Origin of the sequence: Vibrio mediterranei, assembly GCF_013364395.1 — a bacterium.
GTDB lineage: Bacteria > Pseudomonadota > Gammaproteobacteria > Enterobacterales > Vibrionaceae > Vibrio > Vibrio mediterranei.
In genome coordinates, this window is record NZ_JABXGK010000001.1 from 1,892,824 (window position 1) to 1,912,162 (window position 19,339).

At 42.2% G+C, this 19,339-nt stretch carries 21 protein-coding genes; 2 read left to right on the plus strand and 19 right to left on the minus strand.

Features of this window, described 5'->3' with window-relative positions:
- Positions 1 to 6 precede the first annotated feature (6 nt).
- The 13 genes from HOP38_RS08920 to HOP38_RS08980 form a co-directional block, all read right to left on the minus strand.
- Positions 7 to 1,563 carry a TadE/TadG family type IV pilus assembly protein gene (locus tag HOP38_RS08920; protein WP_198557890.1) on the minus strand — a complete coding sequence of 519 codons (1,557 nt, stop codon included), beginning with the start codon at positions 1,561 to 1,563 and terminating at the stop codon, positions 7 to 9.
- A gap of 4 nt (positions 1,564 to 1,567) precedes the next feature.
- Complete coding sequence (gene tadF, locus HOP38_RS08925; protein ID WP_006070725.1) at positions 1,568 to 2,128, minus strand: tight adherence pilus pseudopilin TadF; 561 nt, start codon at positions 2,126 to 2,128, stop codon at positions 1,568 to 1,570.
- Positions 2,115 to 2,597 carry a TadE/TadG family type IV pilus assembly protein gene (locus HOP38_RS08930; RefSeq protein ID WP_006070726.1) on the minus strand — a complete coding sequence of 161 codons (483 nt, stop codon included), beginning with the start codon at positions 2,595 to 2,597 and terminating at the stop codon, positions 2,115 to 2,117. The genes tadF and HOP38_RS08930 overlap by 14 nt, the downstream gene beginning before the upstream one ends.
- Before the next feature lie 2 nt (positions 2,598 to 2,599).
- On the minus strand, positions 2,600 to 3,322 hold the full coding sequence (locus HOP38_RS08935; protein WP_006070727.1) for a tetratricopeptide repeat protein: 723 nt from the start codon (positions 3,320 to 3,322) through the stop codon (positions 2,600 to 2,602).
- 3 nt (positions 3,323 to 3,325) lie between these two features.
- On the minus strand, positions 3,326 to 4,174 hold the full coding sequence (locus tag HOP38_RS08940) for a type II secretion system F family protein (RefSeq protein WP_088877443.1): 849 nt from the start codon (positions 4,172 to 4,174) through the stop codon (positions 3,326 to 3,328).
- Complete coding sequence (locus HOP38_RS08945) at positions 4,171 to 5,073, minus strand: type II secretion system F family protein (protein WP_006070729.1); 903 nt, start codon at positions 5,071 to 5,073, stop codon at positions 4,171 to 4,173. The genes HOP38_RS08940 and HOP38_RS08945 overlap by 4 nt, the downstream gene beginning before the upstream one ends.
- Position 5,074: 1 nt before the next feature.
- The gene (locus HOP38_RS08950; RefSeq protein WP_124939784.1) at positions 5,075 to 6,346 is read right to left on the minus strand and encodes a TadA family conjugal transfer-associated ATPase; all 1,272 of its coding nucleotides are present in this window, start codon (positions 6,344 to 6,346) and stop codon (positions 5,075 to 5,077) included.
- Complete coding sequence (locus tag HOP38_RS08955) at positions 6,343 to 7,584, minus strand: CpaE/TadZ family protein (protein WP_198557891.1); 1,242 nt, start codon at positions 7,582 to 7,584, stop codon at positions 6,343 to 6,345. Before HOP38_RS08955 ends, HOP38_RS08950 begins: the two co-directional genes overlap by 4 nt.
- 1 nt (position 7,585) lies before the next feature.
- Positions 7,586 to 8,062, minus strand: a complete 477-nt coding sequence (locus HOP38_RS08960) for a hypothetical protein (RefSeq protein ID WP_198557892.1) — start codon at positions 8,060 to 8,062, stop codon at positions 7,586 to 7,588.
- The gene (locus tag HOP38_RS08965; RefSeq protein ID WP_198557893.1) at positions 8,059 to 9,429 is read right to left on the minus strand and encodes a type II and III secretion system protein family protein; all 1,371 of its coding nucleotides are present in this window, start codon (positions 9,427 to 9,429) and stop codon (positions 8,059 to 8,061) included. The genes HOP38_RS08960 and HOP38_RS08965 overlap by 4 nt, the downstream gene beginning before the upstream one ends.
- Positions 9,429 to 10,253: a Flp pilus assembly protein CpaB gene (cpaB, locus tag HOP38_RS08970; protein ID WP_124939788.1), complete on the minus strand. Its 825-nt coding sequence runs from the start codon at positions 10,251 to 10,253 to the stop codon at positions 9,429 to 9,431. The genes HOP38_RS08965 and cpaB overlap by 1 nt, the downstream gene beginning before the upstream one ends.
- Before the next feature lie 21 nt (positions 10,254 to 10,274).
- Positions 10,275 to 10,700: an A24 family peptidase gene (locus HOP38_RS08975; protein WP_124941167.1), complete on the minus strand. Its 426-nt coding sequence runs from the start codon at positions 10,698 to 10,700 to the stop codon at positions 10,275 to 10,277.
- A gap of 142 nt (positions 10,701 to 10,842) precedes the next feature.
- Entirely contained in the window at positions 10,843 to 11,064 is a 222-nt protein-coding gene (locus HOP38_RS08980) for a Flp family type IVb pilin (RefSeq protein WP_124939789.1), read from the minus strand.
- A gap of 470 nt (positions 11,065 to 11,534) precedes the next feature.
- Between HOP38_RS08980 and HOP38_RS08985 the strand changes: the two genes are divergently transcribed.
- Positions 11,535 to 12,425 (plus strand): LysR family transcriptional regulator, encoded by an 891-nt coding sequence (locus HOP38_RS08985; RefSeq protein ID WP_006070738.1) that lies wholly within the window; start codon positions 11,535 to 11,537, stop codon positions 12,423 to 12,425.
- A gap of 167 nt (positions 12,426 to 12,592) precedes the next feature.
- Here the strand turns inward: HOP38_RS08985 and HOP38_RS08990 are convergent, their stop codons facing one another.
- Positions 12,593 to 14,050, minus strand: a complete 1,458-nt coding sequence (locus HOP38_RS08990) for a glyceraldehyde-3-phosphate dehydrogenase (protein WP_198557894.1) — start codon at positions 14,048 to 14,050, stop codon at positions 12,593 to 12,595.
- A 328-nt stretch (positions 14,051 to 14,378) separates the two neighbouring features.
- On the minus strand, positions 14,379 to 15,152 hold the full coding sequence (locus HOP38_RS08995) for a siderophore-interacting protein (protein ID WP_198558272.1): 774 nt from the start codon (positions 15,150 to 15,152) through the stop codon (positions 14,379 to 14,381).
- 241 nt (positions 15,153 to 15,393) lie between these two features.
- Here HOP38_RS08995 and HOP38_RS09000 point away from each other — a divergent pair, with 241 nt between their 5' ends.
- Positions 15,394 to 15,615 carry a hypothetical protein gene (locus HOP38_RS09000; RefSeq protein WP_006070741.1) on the plus strand — a complete coding sequence of 74 codons (222 nt, stop codon included), beginning with the start codon at positions 15,394 to 15,396 and terminating at the stop codon, positions 15,613 to 15,615.
- Positions 15,616 to 15,733: 118 nt separating this feature from the next.
- Here HOP38_RS09000 and HOP38_RS09005 read toward each other — a convergent pair whose 3' ends face one another.
- The 4 genes from HOP38_RS09005 to tnaC all read right to left on the minus strand — a co-directional run bounded on the left by HOP38_RS09005 (position 15,734) and on the right by tnaC (position 19,307).
- Entirely contained in the window at positions 15,734 to 16,120 is a 387-nt protein-coding gene (locus tag HOP38_RS09005) for a RidA family protein (RefSeq protein WP_198557895.1), read from the minus strand.
- Between the two features lie 81 nt (positions 16,121 to 16,201).
- Positions 16,202 to 17,416: an aromatic amino acid transporter gene (locus tag HOP38_RS09010; RefSeq protein ID WP_006070743.1), complete on the minus strand. Its 1,215-nt coding sequence runs from the start codon at positions 17,414 to 17,416 to the stop codon at positions 16,202 to 16,204.
- A gap of 119 nt (positions 17,417 to 17,535) precedes the next feature.
- A complete protein-coding gene (gene tnaA, locus HOP38_RS09015) occupies positions 17,536 to 18,996 on the minus strand; it encodes a tryptophanase (RefSeq protein WP_006070744.1) in 1,461 nt (486 codons plus the stop codon).
- A gap of 236 nt (positions 18,997 to 19,232) precedes the next feature.
- Positions 19,233 to 19,307, minus strand: coding sequence for a tryptophanase leader peptide (gene tnaC / locus HOP38_RS26210; protein ID WP_081411542.1), 75 nt, complete (start codon positions 19,305 to 19,307; stop codon positions 19,233 to 19,235).
- Between the last annotated feature and the right edge of the window lie 32 nt (positions 19,308 to 19,339).

Here is a 19,339-nt window from a genome sequence, read left to right on the forward strand (position 1 = left end):
TTTCCTCTAGTACAACTTAGTTATTCCGCTTGTTTTAGAGCCCTTGCGGATGAGTTCTTCTATCTTCTTAATCAATTCATCGAGGTTGGATACGTCGATAATGTCTTCGTTGGGGTCAACTACACAGTCTTGAAAACCACTTTGTTGAGACGCTTGAAAGTTAATACCTATCACACCTATGTATAAACCGGGTATTTGCTGTCTTGCTTTATTACACATGCCAGCATTCACCAGTCCCCTCAAAATGCCGTTGTTAGGGCTCTCTTGACCATCACTTAATATGAGCAGCATTTTTATTTTTTGGTTGTATGCTTGCTGTTCTTTCAGATCAGTACTGTTCGGGTTACCGTCAGCTAGTATCTGAGCTCCTCTTAATATTCCTTGAAACGCCGCGGTACTCCCACTGGCCCGCATAGAGCTTAGTGGCGCAAGATTATCGATATTGTTAGTCAAGGATATATTGTGAAACTGATTAAATGAGCTATCACCAAATCCCCAGTACAGCTTGTTGCGGTCAACACGATAATACGTGGAAACTGTAGGAAAATGATTGGTCATCATTTGTGACACTGTGGCAGAGAAATCTACATATTTATAAGAATCAACGTAATAGCGCTGGTTAGAATAAGGCTTAATGCTAAGGGCTCGAACGACTCGATTAGCTTCATTGCGTTCATCATCAGTACGACTCGGACAGTAATAACTATCAACCGAGCAGTTGTAAACTTGTCTACCAGTGTATCTACGCCACTTATTCCAATTAACGGATTCAAAGGTTCGTTCAGGGTACAACACATCAACACCCGTTTTGTATCTTAACTGGCTAACAGAGGACACGGTTCCATTAGCGTGTTTTTCCCGCGTACGAATGTTGTAAGGTACAATACCAATCCTGTTTTTAACCTTATCGGCCAGTTCACCATTATTCTCATCGCAGGTACTCGCTTCATTTCCATTATGGGCATCAGAGTCTCTGGGGTTGCAAAGAATTTTGTCCGCAATTTCATTGATTGCGCGCTTGAGATCATCGATCTTTCGACTTCTGTTTTGCCCCCATGTCCATTCCATAGAACCAGAAAAGTCGGAAACAAACACGATATCGATATTATTATCCCCCAAATAGACTGGGTATTTTCTCGCCAAGGAGCGTCCTGCTAGATCTTGCTGGTCACCGAATGATGGAATAAAGCTGCTCGCAAACCAAGAATCATGTGTCGTTTTAGCGTTAACCGTATATTGGATATACTCCAGTACACCTGCGTTTTGGTTCTCTGCCTGATGAAATCGCTGCGCGGTCATTGCCATTGACTTGATATCGCGCACGTAGTTTTCAATATATTTAGTCGCAAGATTGTTAGCGAGCGTTGGTTGATCTTCAATGGTTACCGCTAAAGCAGCAGCTTCAGAAGCGTCCCTTAGACGGCTGGTTTCCTGAACATAACGCGTCCCTTCGACTGCCCAAAATGTAAATCCCATTATGGGTACAAGCATCAATCCCATCCAAATTGCGGCGACTCCTTTCTGGCGACGGAGACTTCGATGCTGATAACGCTGCATTCTCATTACACTATCTCCCGGGCAGTATTGAGGATGAAACAATTTTGACGGTGGTACTGGTACCGCCATTTATAAAGGGTTCAAACCAAGAGTGTTGTTGCTGACATATGCTCACTCGATACAGCGGATAGATAACCCCTTTTTCCACCGGAGCTAAATCAGCGTGATCTTGGAGTGGGTCAGTCTGACAATTTAAGCTATTAAATTTGTTACTAGTAAACCCAACCACGGTCGTTTTATTGGTCAGCGATTCAATTTTAAGTGCTACGTTTCCAGGCGCTGTATTTAGCATTCGACTAGCAACTTGAGTAAGGTTGACTAGATCAGAGCTGGTTACTGCTAGATTCTTTCCGGCAGCAACATCAGCATCGAAATAGCGAGTACGTTCTTTGATCACGTTGGCGAGCGCGAAGCTCGAGCGATCCAACTTAGCTCGAACTAGAAGCTGATGACTCAAATCTGTCGAAAAGAGGTAGATAGCACACAAAGCCATCATGACGAACGCTAATTCGATCGCGAAGGACCCTTTTTGACGATGTTTGGAACATACACCGTGGTTATGGAGCGTCATCTTTCCACCCCTCATGTTCTAAATTGAGCACCATAGTACGAGAGATGGTGCTATCAGACGTTCCCCAAAGCTTGAGCATTGGAGAGTAATGATAAGTAACTGTGATTTCTGCCAAATCATAGTTGAAATTCAACCCTTGGCTCGAATGCCCTCGGTTAGCAATGAAATCGTCATAGGTTTTGAAGTACTTGCCATCTATAGAAAATCTCGAGCTATCGATTAAGAAGTGCCATAAGTTTTTATCGTCTTCGATAAGCGTCTTAAACTTTGCTTCGTATTGCTGATTGATGCCCTTTCCTTCATAGATTTTGGTGTTCCTAATCGTTTCTCTCAGCGAATACTCGGTCATATTGACGACGTAGATTTGGTAACTCGATTCGAAAATAGCAAATGTAGCGAAGATGAGTACGATGGCTCCCAAAGCAAACTCAACCGTTGTAACTCCTTTTTGCTTGTACAGGCGATTCATTGTTAACTCCGGTACTGAGTGAGTTCGGCGCTAATATCACGCAATTCTTGGTCAGAAAACTCACCTTTTAGCAGTTTTCTCGCGGCATCCACCTGCTGCACTTTCATAAGTGCAATGGCTAAGTTTGCTTTTACGATCTTATTACTCGGGTTTTCTTTGAGGATAGGAGTAAGCATTTCTACCGCCTTTTGGTAATCACCATTTGCCATATGAATCATCGCTAGATTGTTCTTAATGACAACGTCGTCATAACCTCGTAATCTTGCTTCATTCAACTGCTTGTAGGCTTCTTTGTAGCTCCCAGCCTTGGTATACGATACGCCCAACAAGACATGAACTTGACCGGATTGATTACCCGATTTAATAGAGTCTAAATAAGCATTAATCGCATTATCAGTGTCGTCTTTAGCGTCAAAAACCTGCCCCTCTAACTGGTACAAACTTGGATTTTTGACACCTTCTTTCTGTAAGTGCTGGACGTAAAAATCGGCAGATTCTAGGTCACCTTTATGAAAGTAGGCCCAAGCCAACTTTTCTTTGACTTGAGGATCTTTCGATCCTTTTTCTAACTCAGACTTGTAGTAACTAATCAAACCATCATAGTTTTTTACCTTTTCCATACTGGCAATTTCGTCCTGTTGCTCACGCTCTGGAGATGGAGCTGACTGACATCCGACTAGCGAAATCAGTAAAACTAAGACGATATAGAACGGTTTTCTAATCACTCGTTACCCTCCTATATTTATGGACATTTGCATAATTCCCGGTGCGAGAATAAGAATTACGATGGGAAACATAATGAACAAAATCAATGGTATACTCATTTTTGCGGACAATTTACCCACTTTCTCTTCCACAGTTAAAATTTGTACTTTTCGCATATCTTCTGCCAAATCACTCAGTACCTGTGCCACGGAAGTACCGTATTGCAGGTTTTGAATAATAGTCAGTACAAAACTTCGCACTGCAGGCGTAGGTATGCGATCACTGAGGTCATTCAGTGCTTTTTCTAAACCATGTATTTTGGCGGAATCGGAAGTGCGCTTAACCTGATAGCAGAGATCAGAATCAAACTCTGCAAGCTCTTTACCTAAATAGATCAATGCTGCCTCGATGGTCATACCGGTTTGTACACACACCGACATCATGTCCAGTAGATAAGGAAGTTGAGCGGACGTTTTTCCAATGAGCACTTTGCGTCGCAACTGCAACAGCATGTCAGGAACGACAATCACCGCAACAAGAGATACCAATACCGTCAATAACTTGTTACTGGCCGTCATATCTGTCATTAACACTAAAACCGACAGCACGGCGAGCACCGCTAACTTGGCTGGGAAGTAAAATCTTGCCCACTCAGTGTTGTAATAACCTGCTTCGATAAACTTCTGTTCGAGCTCATGTCGGTGCTCTTTACCAAACCGAACAAAAAAGCGATTAACACGAGAAGAAGAATTTAAAGTCTGTCCGCCGATATAGTCCTCTACCTTCTTACGCCTTTGCTCTGCTCGTAAAGACTCAAAAATCAGAAATAACAGGGAAACAAATAGGACGATCAGCGCCGTCAATAACATCATGCGCGCACTCCCCTTACCAGTAGCCAAACAATAGACAAGCCGATGAGTTCGCTACCAAGGACGTAAAACAGGACGTACTGACCTTGCGGATCATTTAAAACAAAGTCGACATTCGCTGGGTTTACATAATTTAGAATAACGGTAAAGATAAGCGGAATAGCCGCAACGATTTTCGCAGAAATCCTCGCCTCTGAAGTCATGGCCATTTTCTTTTTCTCTAGCGTCCTAGAATCAACCAATACTCTTATAAGGCGAGCTAATACTCCTTTGAGTTGTCCTCCACGAGCAATGTTTGCCCTAATAGTCACTGTGAAAAATAAAAACTCAGGATAAGGGTAATTTTTACAAGAACGCTGCAAGACGACTTCCGGTGATTCGCCCAACTTCAACCGATCGCCCATTAACTTAAATTCACGGCCTATCGGATTGTTCATTGCTTCACCGACATAACTAATTGCTTGCATCAAGCTATCACCCGCCGTTACTGCGCTCATCAGAATATTCAGAGCATCAGGAAAGGTATTTTCAAAATCACGTCGCCGTCTTCCCACCAAAAAGCGATAACCGAAAACAGTGAAAATGAGAGAAAGACTGAGCACTAACCAAGAATTGGTCATGGATAATAATTCAATAACGATATACCACGAAGCGATAATGCTGCCTGTAATATAAAGAGCTATATAAAGCGAGGAACGCGGCCCTAAGATGGTAAGCGTCGGTGAAATCGACTCCTTAAATTTCTGCCAATTCTGCTTTCTCACCAACGACTTAACGTTAATAGCATTTAAGTTTTCCGCTTCAGCTTCTTCTATGTTGAAAAACTGATCGACTTTTTTGACTTTAGAGTCTCTCAAAAGAATGATGACTAAGGCAAAGAGGACTAACGACAACCAAAGCATGTTATAGCCCCTTAAACGATGCCATTAAGTCATCATATAAGCCGAAAAACTGTGCTTTTTTCACCAGTTCCGAGCGCTGCATAATACCGTTAGTGACGAAATCACCCTTCACTGCCTCGCCGTAATGAGCATCGTCATAGCGAAAGCGGTAGATTTCCTCCATCACCACGCTGTCGCCTTCAAGCCCGACAATCTCTGAAATGCTGGTAACTTTACGGGAACCGTCACGTAAACGGTTAACCTGTACCACCATTTGAACCGCACTGACTATGGTTCTCCTAATAGCATCCAAAGGCTGATTTAAGTTCGCCATCATAACCATGGATTCAACACGAGCAATAGCATCGCGTGGTGTGTTGGCGTGCAACGTTGACATCGAACCGTCGTGTCCCGTGTTCATCGCTTGTAGCATTTCAAACGCTTCCGAGCCACGACACTCACCGAGAATAATACGATCTGGTCTCATACGAAGTGCGTTGATCACCAAGTCGCGTTGCGTGACGGCTCCGGTTTGCTCAATACTCGAAGTTCTTGTTTCCAATCGAACTAAGTTAGGCTGTTGAAGGCGCAGTTCAGCGGCATCTTCTATGGTTATAATGCGTTCATCTTCGGCAATGTACTGAGACAAGGCATTGAGTAAGGTAGTTTTACCTGAGCCCGTACCACCAGAAATCAACACATTGATTCGACAACGAGAAGCAATCATCAACACCCGCGCCATGTCTAAAGACATAGAGCCAAAACCAATCAAATCCTCAAAACCAATGTTCTGCTCTCGGAATTTACGTATTGAAATAGACGTGCCGTCTAGTGCTATAGGAGGAATAACAATATTTACACGACTGCCATCTTCTAGCCTGGCATCAACCGTAGGAGAAAGTTCGTCAACGCGGCGCCCGACACGCGATGCAATACGTTTTGCAATCGCCAACACCTGCTCTTCGTTGACAAACGTCACCTCAGACTTTTGAACTTTGCCGTGTCTTTCAAAAAAGATGTTGTTAGAACCGTTCACCATAATGTCGGTAATCGACTGATCCTCTACCAAAGGCTGCAAAGGACCTAGGCCAAACAACTCATCCATTAAGCTCTTTACTAAGCCTGACTTCATCATAGATGTGATAGGTCTTTGATAGCTATTAGCAAGAAGATCCACAGCACTTTGTATCTGAGACTCTAGGTCTCGACGACTCATTTTCTGAACCGCTTCTGCGTCCAAGGCTTCAAAAATCTGACCACGAAATGCGAGATATAAGTCTTTGTTAGAACTCATTTAGCGCGCACCTTCTTTAACCAAGAGCCCATGCCTTTAGTATCCACTGGCTGACCATTAATTAGTTTCACCAGTTGCTCTATAGAACGACTGATGTGGCGGTCGTGTTTGTGTCCACGTTTGCCGTCAATAATGATGTGAGACAATGACTTACAGTAGGCCACTTCCAAGTCGATATCCGCACCTAAATATTTCTTAAGATCTAGCCTTTGCAACACATATGCATTTTCAGGTCGATGATAGTTCACCACCGTAATAACGCGCGTACGCGAAGATAGCGTGAGTTGTAAGTTAGCGACTTTCTCAAACAGTCGCTTTGCACTACGGACCGATGATACCGAGGCGTCTAGTACCAATACGACGACGTCAAAGTTTTCAACGAGCAACTGAGGTTCCACTTTAAAATCGACGCTTCCGGAGAAGTCTTCGATAATAAAGTTGGTATTTCGTGCTAGTAACTCACAAAGCGTCTGGTTGTAGGTGAGAATATCGTTTTGATTCATATCACCATCAATGGCCAACAAGCGCAGGTTTTTTCTAGCACTAAACAGATAACTTAGCGCCCCCTCTTCATCCATCTCATGCAAAGGTGCGGTAAACTCGTCAATCGCTCGAGGCTTAAAATCCTTGAGAGCGAGCAAAACATCTATATTGGTACCGGAGTATTGGTGGTCCACAAGGATGGTGTCGGTCCCATGAGTAGAAAGTAGAGAACTCAGTTCTGTCGCCAAAAATGATGCGCCTACACCACCTTTGGAGCCGACTACAGCCACGCGCTTAGCTTTTCGCTTTTGGCTAACCCCAGAAAAGGTTTTGAGGTTCTTGCTCACGTGAGTTAAAAAATCAGCAAATTCTTGCTTGTTCACTGGCCAAAAAACGTAGTAAAAGCCCATGTCTTTAAGTGAACGTAAAGTAGAGATAGCATCTTCTTTACCAATAACTATCACACCTTTATGAGTAGGCAGCTTGCTAGCAAACGCTCTAGCATCTTCGACGACATTATTCGATTCATTAAGCTCAAGAATAACGATGTGGCTACTTTGCTGCTCAGTTAATTTCGTCAGTCCCGCCGTGGTTTTCACACATGCCGGATCATTCCAGCCTTCAAATCGGAACACTTCCTGTACAAGATTCAAGCACTCCTGCGATTGATAAAACAATGTACAACCCGCGACCCCTGTTGGTGTTTTCGGAACCGGCTTTGCCTTTGTGGTTAGTGCTTTAGTAAGGTCAAACATCTTATTCTCCTACCAATCGAGACTTGTAGGACACTTGCTTCAAACGCATTGACTCAACAAAACAATCAGGCTGTCCAATCTGTTGTTGTATCTGCGCGGGTGCGCATTGTTGCGTTTTCAGTCGAGTTAACGTGACTTGAATATTGAGATCATTACGCATGGTGTGAACGTGTTTGAACTCCACTCGTTGCTGTGCAACTTTGTGAGACGGATACTGGTCAAAGATCTTCTCTAACATCTTTTTGCTGCGAGTGTTCTTATAGTCGATAACGTAAGTCGCCTCTTTATCAGTCGACTCAATGTCCTTTACCAATGCGCTAATTTGTTTAGCCGTTTCATCATAATTCTTAATTGCAAAGTCGAAATTATGATGTTCTTGATAGGTAATAGCCTCTGCACCATTCCCACCAAAGTAACGTTCGGAAGCACAGCCTAATAAAGTTGAAACAAGGAAAACAATTATGATTAGCTTCTTCATTGAATGAATCCTCCTTGCGATAACAGACGAATGGTGGCATCTGAAGACGCTACAGGCTTTCCATCTGAGTCAACATTTAGCCAACGCGACAAGGTCGAGGTTTTCTTAATGTATGGCAGTTGGATATCCTTTGGTTTCATCGGTTCTACCAAGTTCACGGTAGCAACAATGATAAGTTCGGTTCGTTTTCGTTGAGTGGTTGCTTTTCGAAACGCAGCACCGAGTACAGGTACATCACCGATAAATGGGATTTTCTGCATTTTTTCTAGGTCACTACTACTCATCAGCCCACCTAAAATGAAGCTGTCACCGTCCGCTAACTCAACCGTCGTCATGGCACGTCTGGACGCTAATTGAGGTACCTTGACACCGGCTGCTTCAACATAACTTTCCACTTCACTAACTTCTGGAGAAAGCTGCATACGAATTTTGTCTTGGCTGAGCACTTTCGCGGTTAGATCGAGCTTGATACCAAACTCTTTAAACGTAATGTTCACGTTGTTGCTTGTTGACACTATTACGGGAACTTCTCCACCGACGAGAAAACTCGCAGACTCTCCAGACAACACGGTCAGATTCGGTTCTGCTAGCACTTCTGCAATGCTGTCATTACCTAATGCAGTGATAAGCGTACTAAGATTTGCGGCATCAAATTGGTCAAAGACGAACTCTCCCACACTTGAGCCTACTGAGCTCCAGTCTACACCGACCGTTTTACCAAACGACTCCGTTACCTGAGCAACGGATATTTTGACGTTAACCTGTTGGGTAGTAGCGACCTCAATACGTTCAAGAATCCCTTCCCAAGTCATATTGCGGGCAAAAACCATACTTTCTGGCTCTTCAAGCTCCAGCGAGTCAGATTTGAATTTCATTTTCTGTGTTTTATCCCACTTCTCAGTTTTTTTACGTCCCAGAAGCGTCGCCACCAAACGGTAGATATCGTCTCGAGTTTGCTCCGAGTCCACTACACCACTAACAGCAACCTGCTCACCTACCGACTGAACCTTGACCTTCGCGTCGGGAAAATGGAACTTAAGCTGGCGGCGTACCTCGGTTAAATCGAGATCAACAATAATGCGGTCTGAAAGCAGAACATCATTGTTTGTCCCATATACAATAAGCCTTGATTGCCCGACACTATTAGCAAACACCACAAGCGTGTTGTCATTGATAATTTTGTAGTCTGCGATGGCAGGGTTACTTATAAAAACCTTACCAATAGGCATTTTCAATTGAATATGCTGACCATCGTTAAGAGTAATTGAGCGATCCGCTGCGTAAGCGTGTTTCACCCAAAGTAAGCCTATAAGCACGGATGTAATGTAAACCCACAGTGCTTGCTTGAGTCGATGTTGCATGATCATTACAAGGCCTCTCTCGGATTCGTTTCGTTACCACGTAACTCTTCAATTCCCGTATAGTTGTCAATAATGTTACGCACTTCCGCGTATTCCGGCTGCTTATAGGTTTGACTTCGATAGATTTCGATATGCATGGTTCGTTGCGCTAGCGCAAGCTTTGCTAAATCGTCTGGCTTTACTTCGATCACCACGGTAGTAAGCCCATTTTCCTTAGTGGGAGACCGAGCGGTAACAGAGCTGTTATCGCCTTTGTCATCACCCACGTTAAGTACTTTGACATGTTTGAGAAACATTGAGGCTTTAACTCCTCTGAAGCGTTTAGGCTTATCAACATTTCCAGCTAAGTTATCGTTAGGCGAACTCACGGTTAGAACATCAATGAACGAACCGGGACGAATGTAATCATTGATAAGGTTTTTATCACTTACTTCAAGTGGATATAACGTCATTCCCTCAGTGACCAGCAAGTCGATATACCCCGATTGACCAGGGGAAACTTGATATTCAGGTAGAACGATCTCTCCCGGTGTAAGAGTTCGGTTTAATAGTACAGATGGTGAAAAACTAATTTTCGCGTCTTCTCGAACACCAAGGCTTAGTGCCTCACTTAGAGGTAATTGCTTTTTTACCACCCCTTGAGCAGTGATTGCATGACCCTTTTCGTATGCTTCTGTGGTCATCCAAACTGCAACATGCTCTTCATCTTTGTTTTCCGTCACTTCAGTGACAGTAGTCGGTTGAGGTTTACTTTTGAATAAGTCGACAACGCCTAGCGCCCCTACTACCAACGCTACAACAGCGACAAGTAATACCAGTCGAGATCTCATAATTTTCTCACTCTTAGAGATTCAAATATGTGGCGCAATTTGGACAAATATAACTAAATAAAACCCAACACTAATTGCTACCCCATATGGGATACCATTTTTAATATGACACTCATCACTTATAACTTTGCTTTTCATCCAGTAAATTACTGCAATTAAACCACCAGAAAAACCAGTGAGAACGTATGCCCATGGTAAATCAGTGAGTGGAATCGTTAAGGACAAAATAGCAGCATACTTAATATCACCAGCCCCGAACCACATGAATACGTAAGATATTAACCCTAGAGTTAGCACCAATAAAAACGTAGTCATATGGATATCGAGTGGTGATAATAAACATTGAAAAATGAAGAGCATTGCCAATATCGAATTATGTATTTTCCTGTAAGAAATGTCCGTTATAGAGATAACACAACACACTATAGCCAAGACAATTAAATACACTGCATTACTTAGCATTACATTTCATTAGTTAGATATAGTCATTTCCAATGTCTGCAAGACATATCGTATATATATTCGTTAGACCAATAAAATACTGGTCTAACTTTGATATACCACTTATGGCTTATGTAAGTATTTAAACTTACTTTCCACTAGTAGAGGTCGCAATCGTTGTACCTATTTTGGCAAAAGCAGCTTTCAGTTCTTTCAAGAAACCACCATCGCCACCCACGCTAAAAGCAACACTCACTGCTATAGCCATAGCTACACCAATCAATCCATACTCAATTGCAGTTACACCGCGTTGGTCGTTTTTAAATTGTGATAAAAACAAGCTTGTTTTTACATATAGTTTGGTAATCATTTTAACTTCCTTTAAGGTCGATTTACAAAAGCTTGCTCATTCTAATTAATACTTACATTCAACAAAAAATACACCCTATCGATGTAATCGATAGGCTTAACAAACAATGTTCAAAATGAGAATTCAAACAACAACACAGAAATCATACAAATACTTATATAACATACACTTAAAGACAAATGTTATACTTTTATTACAGCCTCAGCACAGATAACATATTTCGTACTGTGAGATATAGATCATTAATAGAGCCATTACTTTATTGTTGGTTATAATTATTCTTAGCACAAAAAGAGATAGATGCGATGATAATTTATGCAATATGGGAATATATCCACACTATAATTAACATCATTAATTTCCACTGCTTTATAAAACGAGTTGAAATACTAGTATCATCACGCTATTGTGTTGCAAATGTACAATTCACATAATTAAAATCTGCTTGCTTTATAAAGGTTGGTTGAATCATGAAACTACAATTCGAAAATATTGTTTCGTTCGTAGCTGTAGTTGACGAAGGTTCATTTAGCTCCGCTGCTCGTAAGCTTGGTAAATCCCAATCTACTGTTAGCACTGCTGTTCAGAATCTAGAGTCAGACTTAGGCTTCAATTTATTTAATAGACAACACTCTAAAGTCTGGTTAACTGAAAAAGGGAAACGCCTGTTCCATTTATCGACACCTGTTGTGTCGAAGTATCGTGAGTTGATCACTACTGCGAAGCAAATGAATATATCAGAGCAAATTGTCTACCGTGTGGGTATTGATCCTTTAGTGTTCAATAAAGAAGTGAAGAAAACACTGTTGGACTTCTCTGAAGCATTTCCCAACGTCGATTTGGTCGTTGTTACTAAACCAAGTTTCGTTTTAGGGAACTACATTAATGAGGGTAAAATAGATCTTGCGTTAGGGAACCCTTATCACAAGACTGATAATGACTTTAACATAGACGAACTATTTCACGTTAACTGTTGGTGGGTCGCTCATGAAGACTTAAAATCCGTTAAAAGTCATCCCTCCCAACGAGTGCTGTTAATGGATGGCATTGAGGAGTTACTCAATCTCTCAAATATAGCCTCATACAACCTATGGAGGCTAGATGACTTAGGAACTATTATCGATCTGTGCAAAGCTCAACGTGGCATTGCATTTTTGCCTGAGTTCCTTATCGACAAAAACATGAAAGACAGCAAACTAAAAGTAATTACCGACCACCCCGATTTCTTTGGCAAAAAAGTCGTTGCCTCCCTTTTCTGGCCGGTACATTCTGACTTCAGTTTGTTTAATCAATGGATCAAAGGAAAACTTCAAACTAGTGTAAGTAGAAAACAATCATTCATTGCAGATTTAGCCCAATAGGTCCTGCGCTCAGTATACATCACACTCAAGTCAGTAGCGTAGCGTGCCCAGAGTGAGATAATTACGCTTTGTTCCCTCAAGCCTTAGAATCAGGCAAAGATAGAGCTTTAGGCATAAAAAAGCCGTCACCTAGCGATGACGGCAATATCTAGCAGTGGATGTCGGATTTACACAACAGCTGGGTAGGTTTTGTATTTCACGCCCATCATCTGTTCCATGCAATGTACAACTTGGCAACTGTAGCCAAATTCATTGTCGTACCAGATGTACAATACGCAGCGATTATCTTGTGCGATTGTCGCTTGGCCATCTACGATACCTGGATGACGAGCACCAACTAAATCGGTCGAAACAATCTCTGTTGAATCGGTATAGTCTATTTGTGCCGATAGAGATGAGGTGAGAGAGATTTCACGCAAGTACGCATTAAGCTCATCTTTTGAGGTTTCTTTTTCAAGATTTAAGTTCGCCACCGCCATCGAGGCATTTGGTATAGGGACACGAATAGCGTTACCACTTAGTTTGCCTGCCAGCTCCGGAAGCGCTTTAGCAACGGCTTTTGCTGCACCCGTTGATGTTAAAACCATATTCAAAGAAGCAGAACGTCCGCGACGGTCACCTTTATGATAGTTATCAATAAGGTTTTGATCATTCGTGTACGAGTGAACCGTCTCAATGTGGCCTGAAATAATGCCATACTTATCATTGACCGCTTTTAAAGTCGGAGTAATCGCGTTGGTCGTACAGCTCGCTGCCGATACAATAGTATCGTCCTCCAGAATCGACTCATGGTTCACACCAAACACGATATTTTTAATGTCACCCTTACCCGGAGCAGTCAGTAACACTTTATTTGCGCCATTGCACGCTACGTGCTGACCTAAACCTTCAGCATCACGCCAAACGCCAGTATTATCAACAACCAGTGCATTGTTGATTCCGTATTCGGTATAGTCCACGTCAGCAGGGCTGTTGGCATAGATAATTTGAATATAATTACCGTTAACAATCAGCGCTTTATTCTCTTCATCAACTACTATGCTGCCATTGAACTGGCCATGCACGGAGTCACGACGCAAAAGGCTAGCACGTTTTTGTAAGTCACCTTCACGACCTCCACGAACTACAATCGCTCTAAGAGTCAGTGGGTAACCTGGGCCACTTTTCTCGACCAAGATACGAGTTAGTAGACGACCAATACGACCAAAGCCATATAAGACAACATCACGAGACTCAAGTGCCCCATTGCTTTCTATACTCTCAACTAGCGCTGTCATTAAGAAATCATCGATGTTTTGTTCATTATCGTTATTCGCCCAATACTGTTGAGCTAGTTGGCCGATATCGATGCAGCATGGAGACAGGTTTAATTGAGACAGTTTTTCGATGAGAGGAGCAGTTTGAACAATGTTGATGGCTTGAGGAGAATAGTGTCGTGATACGCGATGAGTTTTAATAATGTCGATGGTCGTTGCATTGACGAGAGTTTTGCCGAACAACAATATTTCAACGCCCTTCTCTCTGTACAGTCGACCTAAGATAGGTAGCATGGACTCAGCGAGTGTTTGGTTTAGTTGCCACTGATTCTGGTGAATTTCAGTTTGCGAGATGTTGCTATTACTCATAGTAACTGGGGGACCTCTATAAGTTAAAGGCTCGTTACTCTTGAATGTAGGGTACAAGAAATAAGGAGCTGTTTGGGGGATGTAATTGCGTTGTTATTTTTTATGCGCGGAAGTGTAACAAACAGAGACTTAATCTGCTAGGAAAAATAATTGACAGAATATATAAGGAAAAGTGTGACTTAAGTAGAATTAATGCAGGATATGATACCAACCTTAGTCGTAAAAGAACCTGACTTAGGTCGAGCTTATTTTTCGCATTCAATCAAGAAAAGGAATGGCTAACTCAACACCATTCCTATCATTAACACGTCACTAGGGAATATGGTGGCTAGTTGGACTCAAACTCTTCGTGATCTTGCTTTTTAATCACTTTGTGACCATCTTCTGCCACCCCTCGCTTCCAATAGCTACTGATATAGATGTCTTGTCTTGGAATTTCTTTTTCGTTGCGGAAATAACGGCGAAGTGCTCTCATTTCATCAAACTCACAAGCACACCAAACGAAAGGTGAACCAGTTAACCAATCTAAGTCCTCTGATGTTTTAGACAAAGAGCCAGTCGTCCAAATCAGTCTGATGCCCTCTGGGACCTCCAATATTTGTTCATCAGCGCTGTCTTCTATTTGAATCACAGCATATCCTTTTGCATCGCTTGGGAGCATTTTTAGCTTAACCGCCAACGCTGGTAAAGAAGTCATGTCTGCATTGAAGAAAAACCAGTCTTTACTAGTATCAACATCTTGAAGAGTTCCTGGCCCCATGATGGATATCATATCGCCCTCTTTCGCAGAACTTGCCCAGCGTGCACCAAATCCACACAACTTGTCTTCAGTAATATGAGTGACGAAATCGACATCCATTTCACCTGACTCGACATTAAGGCTTCTTATGGTATAGGTACGCAATTTGGGGCGATTATCTTCCGAAAGCCCGGTGATATCTGTACCGCCACGTTCATTAAACAAGAACTTAATATAGCCACCGACACTATCCGATGGAAAGGCCTTCAGTTCTTCTGAATAAAAAGAAATACGTAGCATGTTAGGAGAAAGTGGATGCACTTTAGTGACTTTGAGAGTCTTAGGACGTGGCTTTTTCATGATTTTCTCTTAATGATTATTGTTTTCATTTAAGTCTATCATAACAATTCCAATTGTTACGCTCTATTTTCGTTGCTTTACACTTTACGATCTTTAACTAACAAGTTTCATAGGCTCAAACACCTCCCAAATTTCGCGGATAACATCATTTCATATGGAATGCCACAAAACACTGCTCATTATTTGACCAGCTTCAAATTTACTCCTATGTTTGATAAACCGCTCACGGCAAAGGAGGTAAAACATGAAGAAAATGAGCAAGGCATATCGCATGCAAATCATCAAGGAAGTAGCTGAGAAAAAACGCCGCGACCAGTTCGATGATCCTATGGCGGTCTACATCAACCATCTATTAGATGAAAGGCCACAAGCGGATAATGTCGTTGAATATAAACAAGAATTCAGTGGAAATTACTTTGATGAGAGCATAGGGGGATGGATCAGTAAAACTTGGCAGAGCAAATAACATATTCGCTTCACTCAACCACATGATTAATCTAATCTGAAAACTTGGGACTGAGCAGAAAAGCTCACTATGAGGCGCCATAATCTAGCGGCGCCCCCAGAACTTATTTCTTACATCACTAGCCTTTTCTAACCGCTATTACCTCGATCTCTACTTTTGCATCCATAGGAAGACGCGCGACTTCTACACAAGATCTTGCGGGGAAAGGAGCATTGTGAGCGTTAAAGAACGCTTCATAAGCTGCATTGACTAAAGCAAAATCGTTGAGGTCTTTGACAAACACTGTCGTTTTTACAATATTACTTGCTTCCAAGCCAGATTCCTTGACGATCGCTAATGCATTGGTTAATGACTGAGTTGCCTGCTCTGCCACATCTTCAACCATTGCCTTAGTTTCGGGGTCAATTGGCAACTGCCCTGAAGTAATAACCATATCACCAAATGTAACGCCTTGAACATAAGGGCCAATAGCAGCTGGTGCGTTATTTGTAGCTATTGCAGTCATAGTTGTCTCCTCTTGTTTTTATCTGGTTAAGCTAGCTCGTCTTTTGCAAGCACAAGCTAGCTGCGAATAGTTGTTTAAGGTTTAGCCAACAAATGTCGGCAACAGACCCATCATAGAAAGGATGTGGAACACCGCAGTCAGGACACCAAAAGTAATCACTAGAGTAATCATCACCTGACCACCAGGTGCTTTAAACCCATCAGCGCCTGCATGCACTTCTCGTGTTTTCTTCGCCAATAATGCCGGGATGATACATGCCCATACCGTTGCCGCAGCACCCGCGTAGCCAATAGCGATCACGAAACCAAATGGGAATAGTAGAGACATAACAAGTGGCGGTAGGAAGGTAACGAGCCATGTTTTGGTGCGACCTTGTTTTGTATCTTCGAACTTAAAGAAGTCTGCAAGGAAATCAAAAACACCCAGACCAACACCAATAAATGAAGACAAAATTGCTGCCATTGAGAAAGTATTGATTGCGTTCGCGACTTTATCTGACTCAATTACTGAGCCAAGAGCTTTTAGCAATGCATCTACATTACCACCCTGCTCGATAACTGGGCCGAAGTTTGCTCTAGGAAGATTGCCGAAAATACTAAATAGCCATAGGAAATAAAGACTAAGTGCGATAACAGTACCGCCTAGAATGGCGTATTTGGCTTTTGTCTCTTCACCGTAATAAGCGCGCATTGAAGACACTGAGTGATGGTATCCAAATGAGGTCAGTGCTACAGGCAACATTGCCATGGCGTATGGCGCATAAGCATTCTCTTCACTAATGGTATCGAAAAGTACCGCCATATTTACTTTCACAGCCAAGCCCGATACACCAAACACAAAGCTTAGAATCATGAAAGCAATTAGCACAACCGAAATTCGGTCTACCGCACGGGTTGAATGCCAAACAAACGCAGAAAAAATCAAGACAAAAAGAACGGATGCGATTTTAGCATTAAGACCGAGTACATCCTGTAATATAAGTCCTGAAGAAGTAATGTAGGCGTAGAGTAAAATACCACCCACGAAATACACTGTAATGTTGTTAATAAGATTAATCTTATCGCCTAATAAGTCCTTTGTAACTGTGTCAAAAGACACTTTTAATTCGTAGTGTTTGAATGCTTCTAATAGCATCCAACCAGAAATTGTCATGACCACCATAGTTATTGCGATGGCCAACATCGACCAAATAGTCCAGGCGCCAGCACCTGCACTTGGTAGTCCCAACATACCAGCGCCTACACAGACACTCGCTATAATACAGGCACCACCTATCAGAGACGGATTCTTTTTCATCATTCTGTTCTCATCAAATTCACGTTATTAGATTAGGGAGATTCCCCCTACTTCTCTGCTTTTATTTTTTGTATTGCTAGAGAAAAAGAGCGCAGCCAAATGACTGCGCTCTGAAGTGGTTATGCTTCTTCGAGCACTTTCGCTTCTGCTGGATTAACTACGGGTTCAACTTCTTTTAATCGAGCAGTAAAGTGACGTAAAACTTCAGGCTCATAAGTGAAATCCAATCCTTTCACTTTATGCGCGTTCTCTTTCACTTTCTCAAATGCTTCAATAACGTAGTCCATATGCGTTTGAGTATAAGTAGCACGTGGAATTGTTAAGCGAAGCAATTCAGCTGGACATGGATGCTGTTTGCCAGTTGCAGGATCGCGACCTAGAAGTAGTGAACCGATTTCCACTGCACGAATGCCAGCTACTTTATAAAGCTCACAAGCAAGAGCGTGTGCAGGGAATTGGTCTGCTGGAATATGAGGTAGCAATTTACCTGCATCAACGAACGCAGCGTGACCACCCGCTTGCTGACAGACGACGCCTATAGCTTCTAGGCCATCGACTAGGTATTGGATTTGGTTAATGCGGTACTCTAACCAGTCTTGACGCATACCGTCGTAAAGACCTACTGCTAGACGCTCCATTGCGCCACCTTCTAGGCCACCGTATGTAGGGAAACCTTCTTGAACCACACATAGAGTACGACAGTCAGTATATACATCCATGAAAGATTCATCTTTGAAGCACAATAAGCCGCCCATTTGAACCATTGCGTCTTTCTTCGCAGACATTGCTAGGCCATCAGCATACTTGTATGACTCACGAGTGATCTCTTCGATAGTCCAATCTTTATATCCAGGTTCACGTTGCTGGACAAAGTATGCGTTTTCAGCATAGCGAGCAGAGTCCATAATGACCGGAATATCGTATTTTTGTGCGATTTCATATACCGCTTTTAAGTTCGCGATAGAGACTGGCTGACCACCCGCAGAGTTACACGTGATAGTACTTACGATGTAAGGCACGTTAGCTGGGCCAGCTTCAATGATAGCTTCTTCTAGCTTCTCTAAGTCAAAGTTACCTTTAAAGTCTGCATTTACTGCTGTATCAAACGCGTCTTTTGTATAAACGTTCTTAGCTACGCAGCAGTTCACTTGAGTGTGACCTTGTGTAGTATCAAAGAAGTAGTTAGACAGTGCTACCATCTTTGAACGGTCCAAACCTTTCTCTTTTTCACGCTTTTTAATTAGTACTGGGATGTAGATCTGTTCAGCACCACGACCTTGGTGAGTCGGAATGGTCAGTTCATAACCAAAGATGTCTTTTACTGCGTTAGCTAAAGCGTAATAGCTGCGGCTACCACTGTATGCTTCATCACCGCGTAGCATTGCTGCTTGCATATCTTGAGTAATTGAACCTGTACCACTGTCTGTTAGTAGATCAATAAATACATCTTCACTATCTAGTAGGAATGGGTTCATACCCGCTTTAATAATTGCTTCTTCACGGTACTCACGCGTAGTACGTTTTACTGGCTCAACAACGCGAATACGGAACGGTTCTGGTAGATGTTTGAAGTTTTCCATTTTAATTTACCTAATATATTTATTTCTTATCTAATATTTAATTAACCAACAGCAAGACAAGAAATATAATTAAAGAGAACCCTATCCAGAATATATATCCAGATACGATTTAATTTGTTTCTATATTTAATCTATGAACATATTTAAACCATCACAAAAATGCACTCTATTGCATATCAATTCGTTAGGTATAGCTGCACATAGGCTATGCGCACTGGACAGTGCGAGAGACAGGGTTATCTCGAAGGGAAGAAGAAAGCGATTTTGTAATCTAGAGTAATCCAGATACTTGTGATGTTGAACTTTTCCATTTGTTTACCTACTTGAGATGTTCAATACCTTG

What these genes read in the sequence shown, in the direction of transcription:
- HOP38_RS08985 (WP_006070738.1), top strand. Translation starts at nt 11,535, where the DNA reads ATGAAACTACAATTCGAAAATATTGTTTCGTTCGTAGCTGTAGTTGAC.
- HOP38_RS09005 (WP_198557895.1), bottom strand. Translation starts at nt 16,120, where the DNA reads ATGACTGCAATAGCTACAAATAACGCACCAGCTGCTATTGGCCCTTAT.
- HOP38_RS08920 (WP_198557890.1), bottom strand. Translation starts at nt 1,563, where the DNA reads ATGAGAATGCAGCGTTATCAGCATCGAAGTCTCCGTCGCCAGAAAGGA.
- HOP38_RS08980 (WP_124939789.1), bottom strand. Translation starts at nt 11,064, where the DNA reads ATGATTACCAAACTATATGTAAAAACAAGCTTGTTTTTATCACAATTT.
- HOP38_RS08945 (WP_006070729.1), bottom strand. Translation starts at nt 5,073, where the DNA reads ATGCTTTGGTTGTCGTTAGTCCTCTTTGCCTTAGTCATCATTCTTTTG.
- HOP38_RS09000 (WP_006070741.1), top strand. Translation starts at nt 15,394, where the DNA reads ATGAAGAAAATGAGCAAGGCATATCGCATGCAAATCATCAAGGAAGTA.
- HOP38_RS08990 (WP_198557894.1), bottom strand. Translation starts at nt 14,050, where the DNA reads ATGAGTAATAGCAACATCTCGCAAACTGAAATTCACCAGAATCAGTGG.
- HOP38_RS08940 (WP_088877443.1), bottom strand. Translation starts at nt 4,174, where the DNA reads ATGATGTTATTGACGGCGCTGATCGTCCTATTTGTTTCCCTGTTATTT.
- HOP38_RS08965 (WP_198557893.1), bottom strand. Translation starts at nt 9,429, where the DNA reads ATGATCATGCAACATCGACTCAAGCAAGCACTGTGGGTTTACATTACA.
- HOP38_RS08960 (WP_198557892.1), bottom strand. Translation starts at nt 8,062, where the DNA reads ATGAAGAAGCTAATCATAATTGTTTTCCTTGTTTCAACTTTATTAGGC.
- HOP38_RS08955 (WP_198557891.1), bottom strand. Translation starts at nt 7,584, where the DNA reads ATGTTTGACCTTACTAAAGCACTAACCACAAAGGCAAAGCCGGTTCCG.
- tnaA (WP_006070744.1), bottom strand. Translation starts at nt 18,996, where the DNA reads ATGGAAAACTTCAAACATCTACCAGAACCGTTCCGTATTCGCGTTGTT.
- tadF (WP_006070725.1), bottom strand. Translation starts at nt 2,128, where the DNA reads ATGACGCTCCATAACCACGGTGTATGTTCCAAACATCGTCAAAAAGGG.
- cpaB (WP_124939788.1), bottom strand. Translation starts at nt 10,253, where the DNA reads ATGAGATCTCGACTGGTATTACTTGTCGCTGTTGTAGCGTTGGTAGTA.
- HOP38_RS08950 (WP_124939784.1), bottom strand. Translation starts at nt 6,346, where the DNA reads ATGAGTTCTAACAAAGACTTATATCTCGCATTTCGTGGTCAGATTTTT.
- HOP38_RS08930 (WP_006070726.1), bottom strand. Translation starts at nt 2,597, where the DNA reads ATGAATCGCCTGTACAAGCAAAAAGGAGTTACAACGGTTGAGTTTGCT.
- HOP38_RS09010 (WP_006070743.1), bottom strand. Translation starts at nt 17,416, where the DNA reads ATGAAAAAGAATCCGTCTCTGATAGGTGGTGCCTGTATTATAGCGAGT.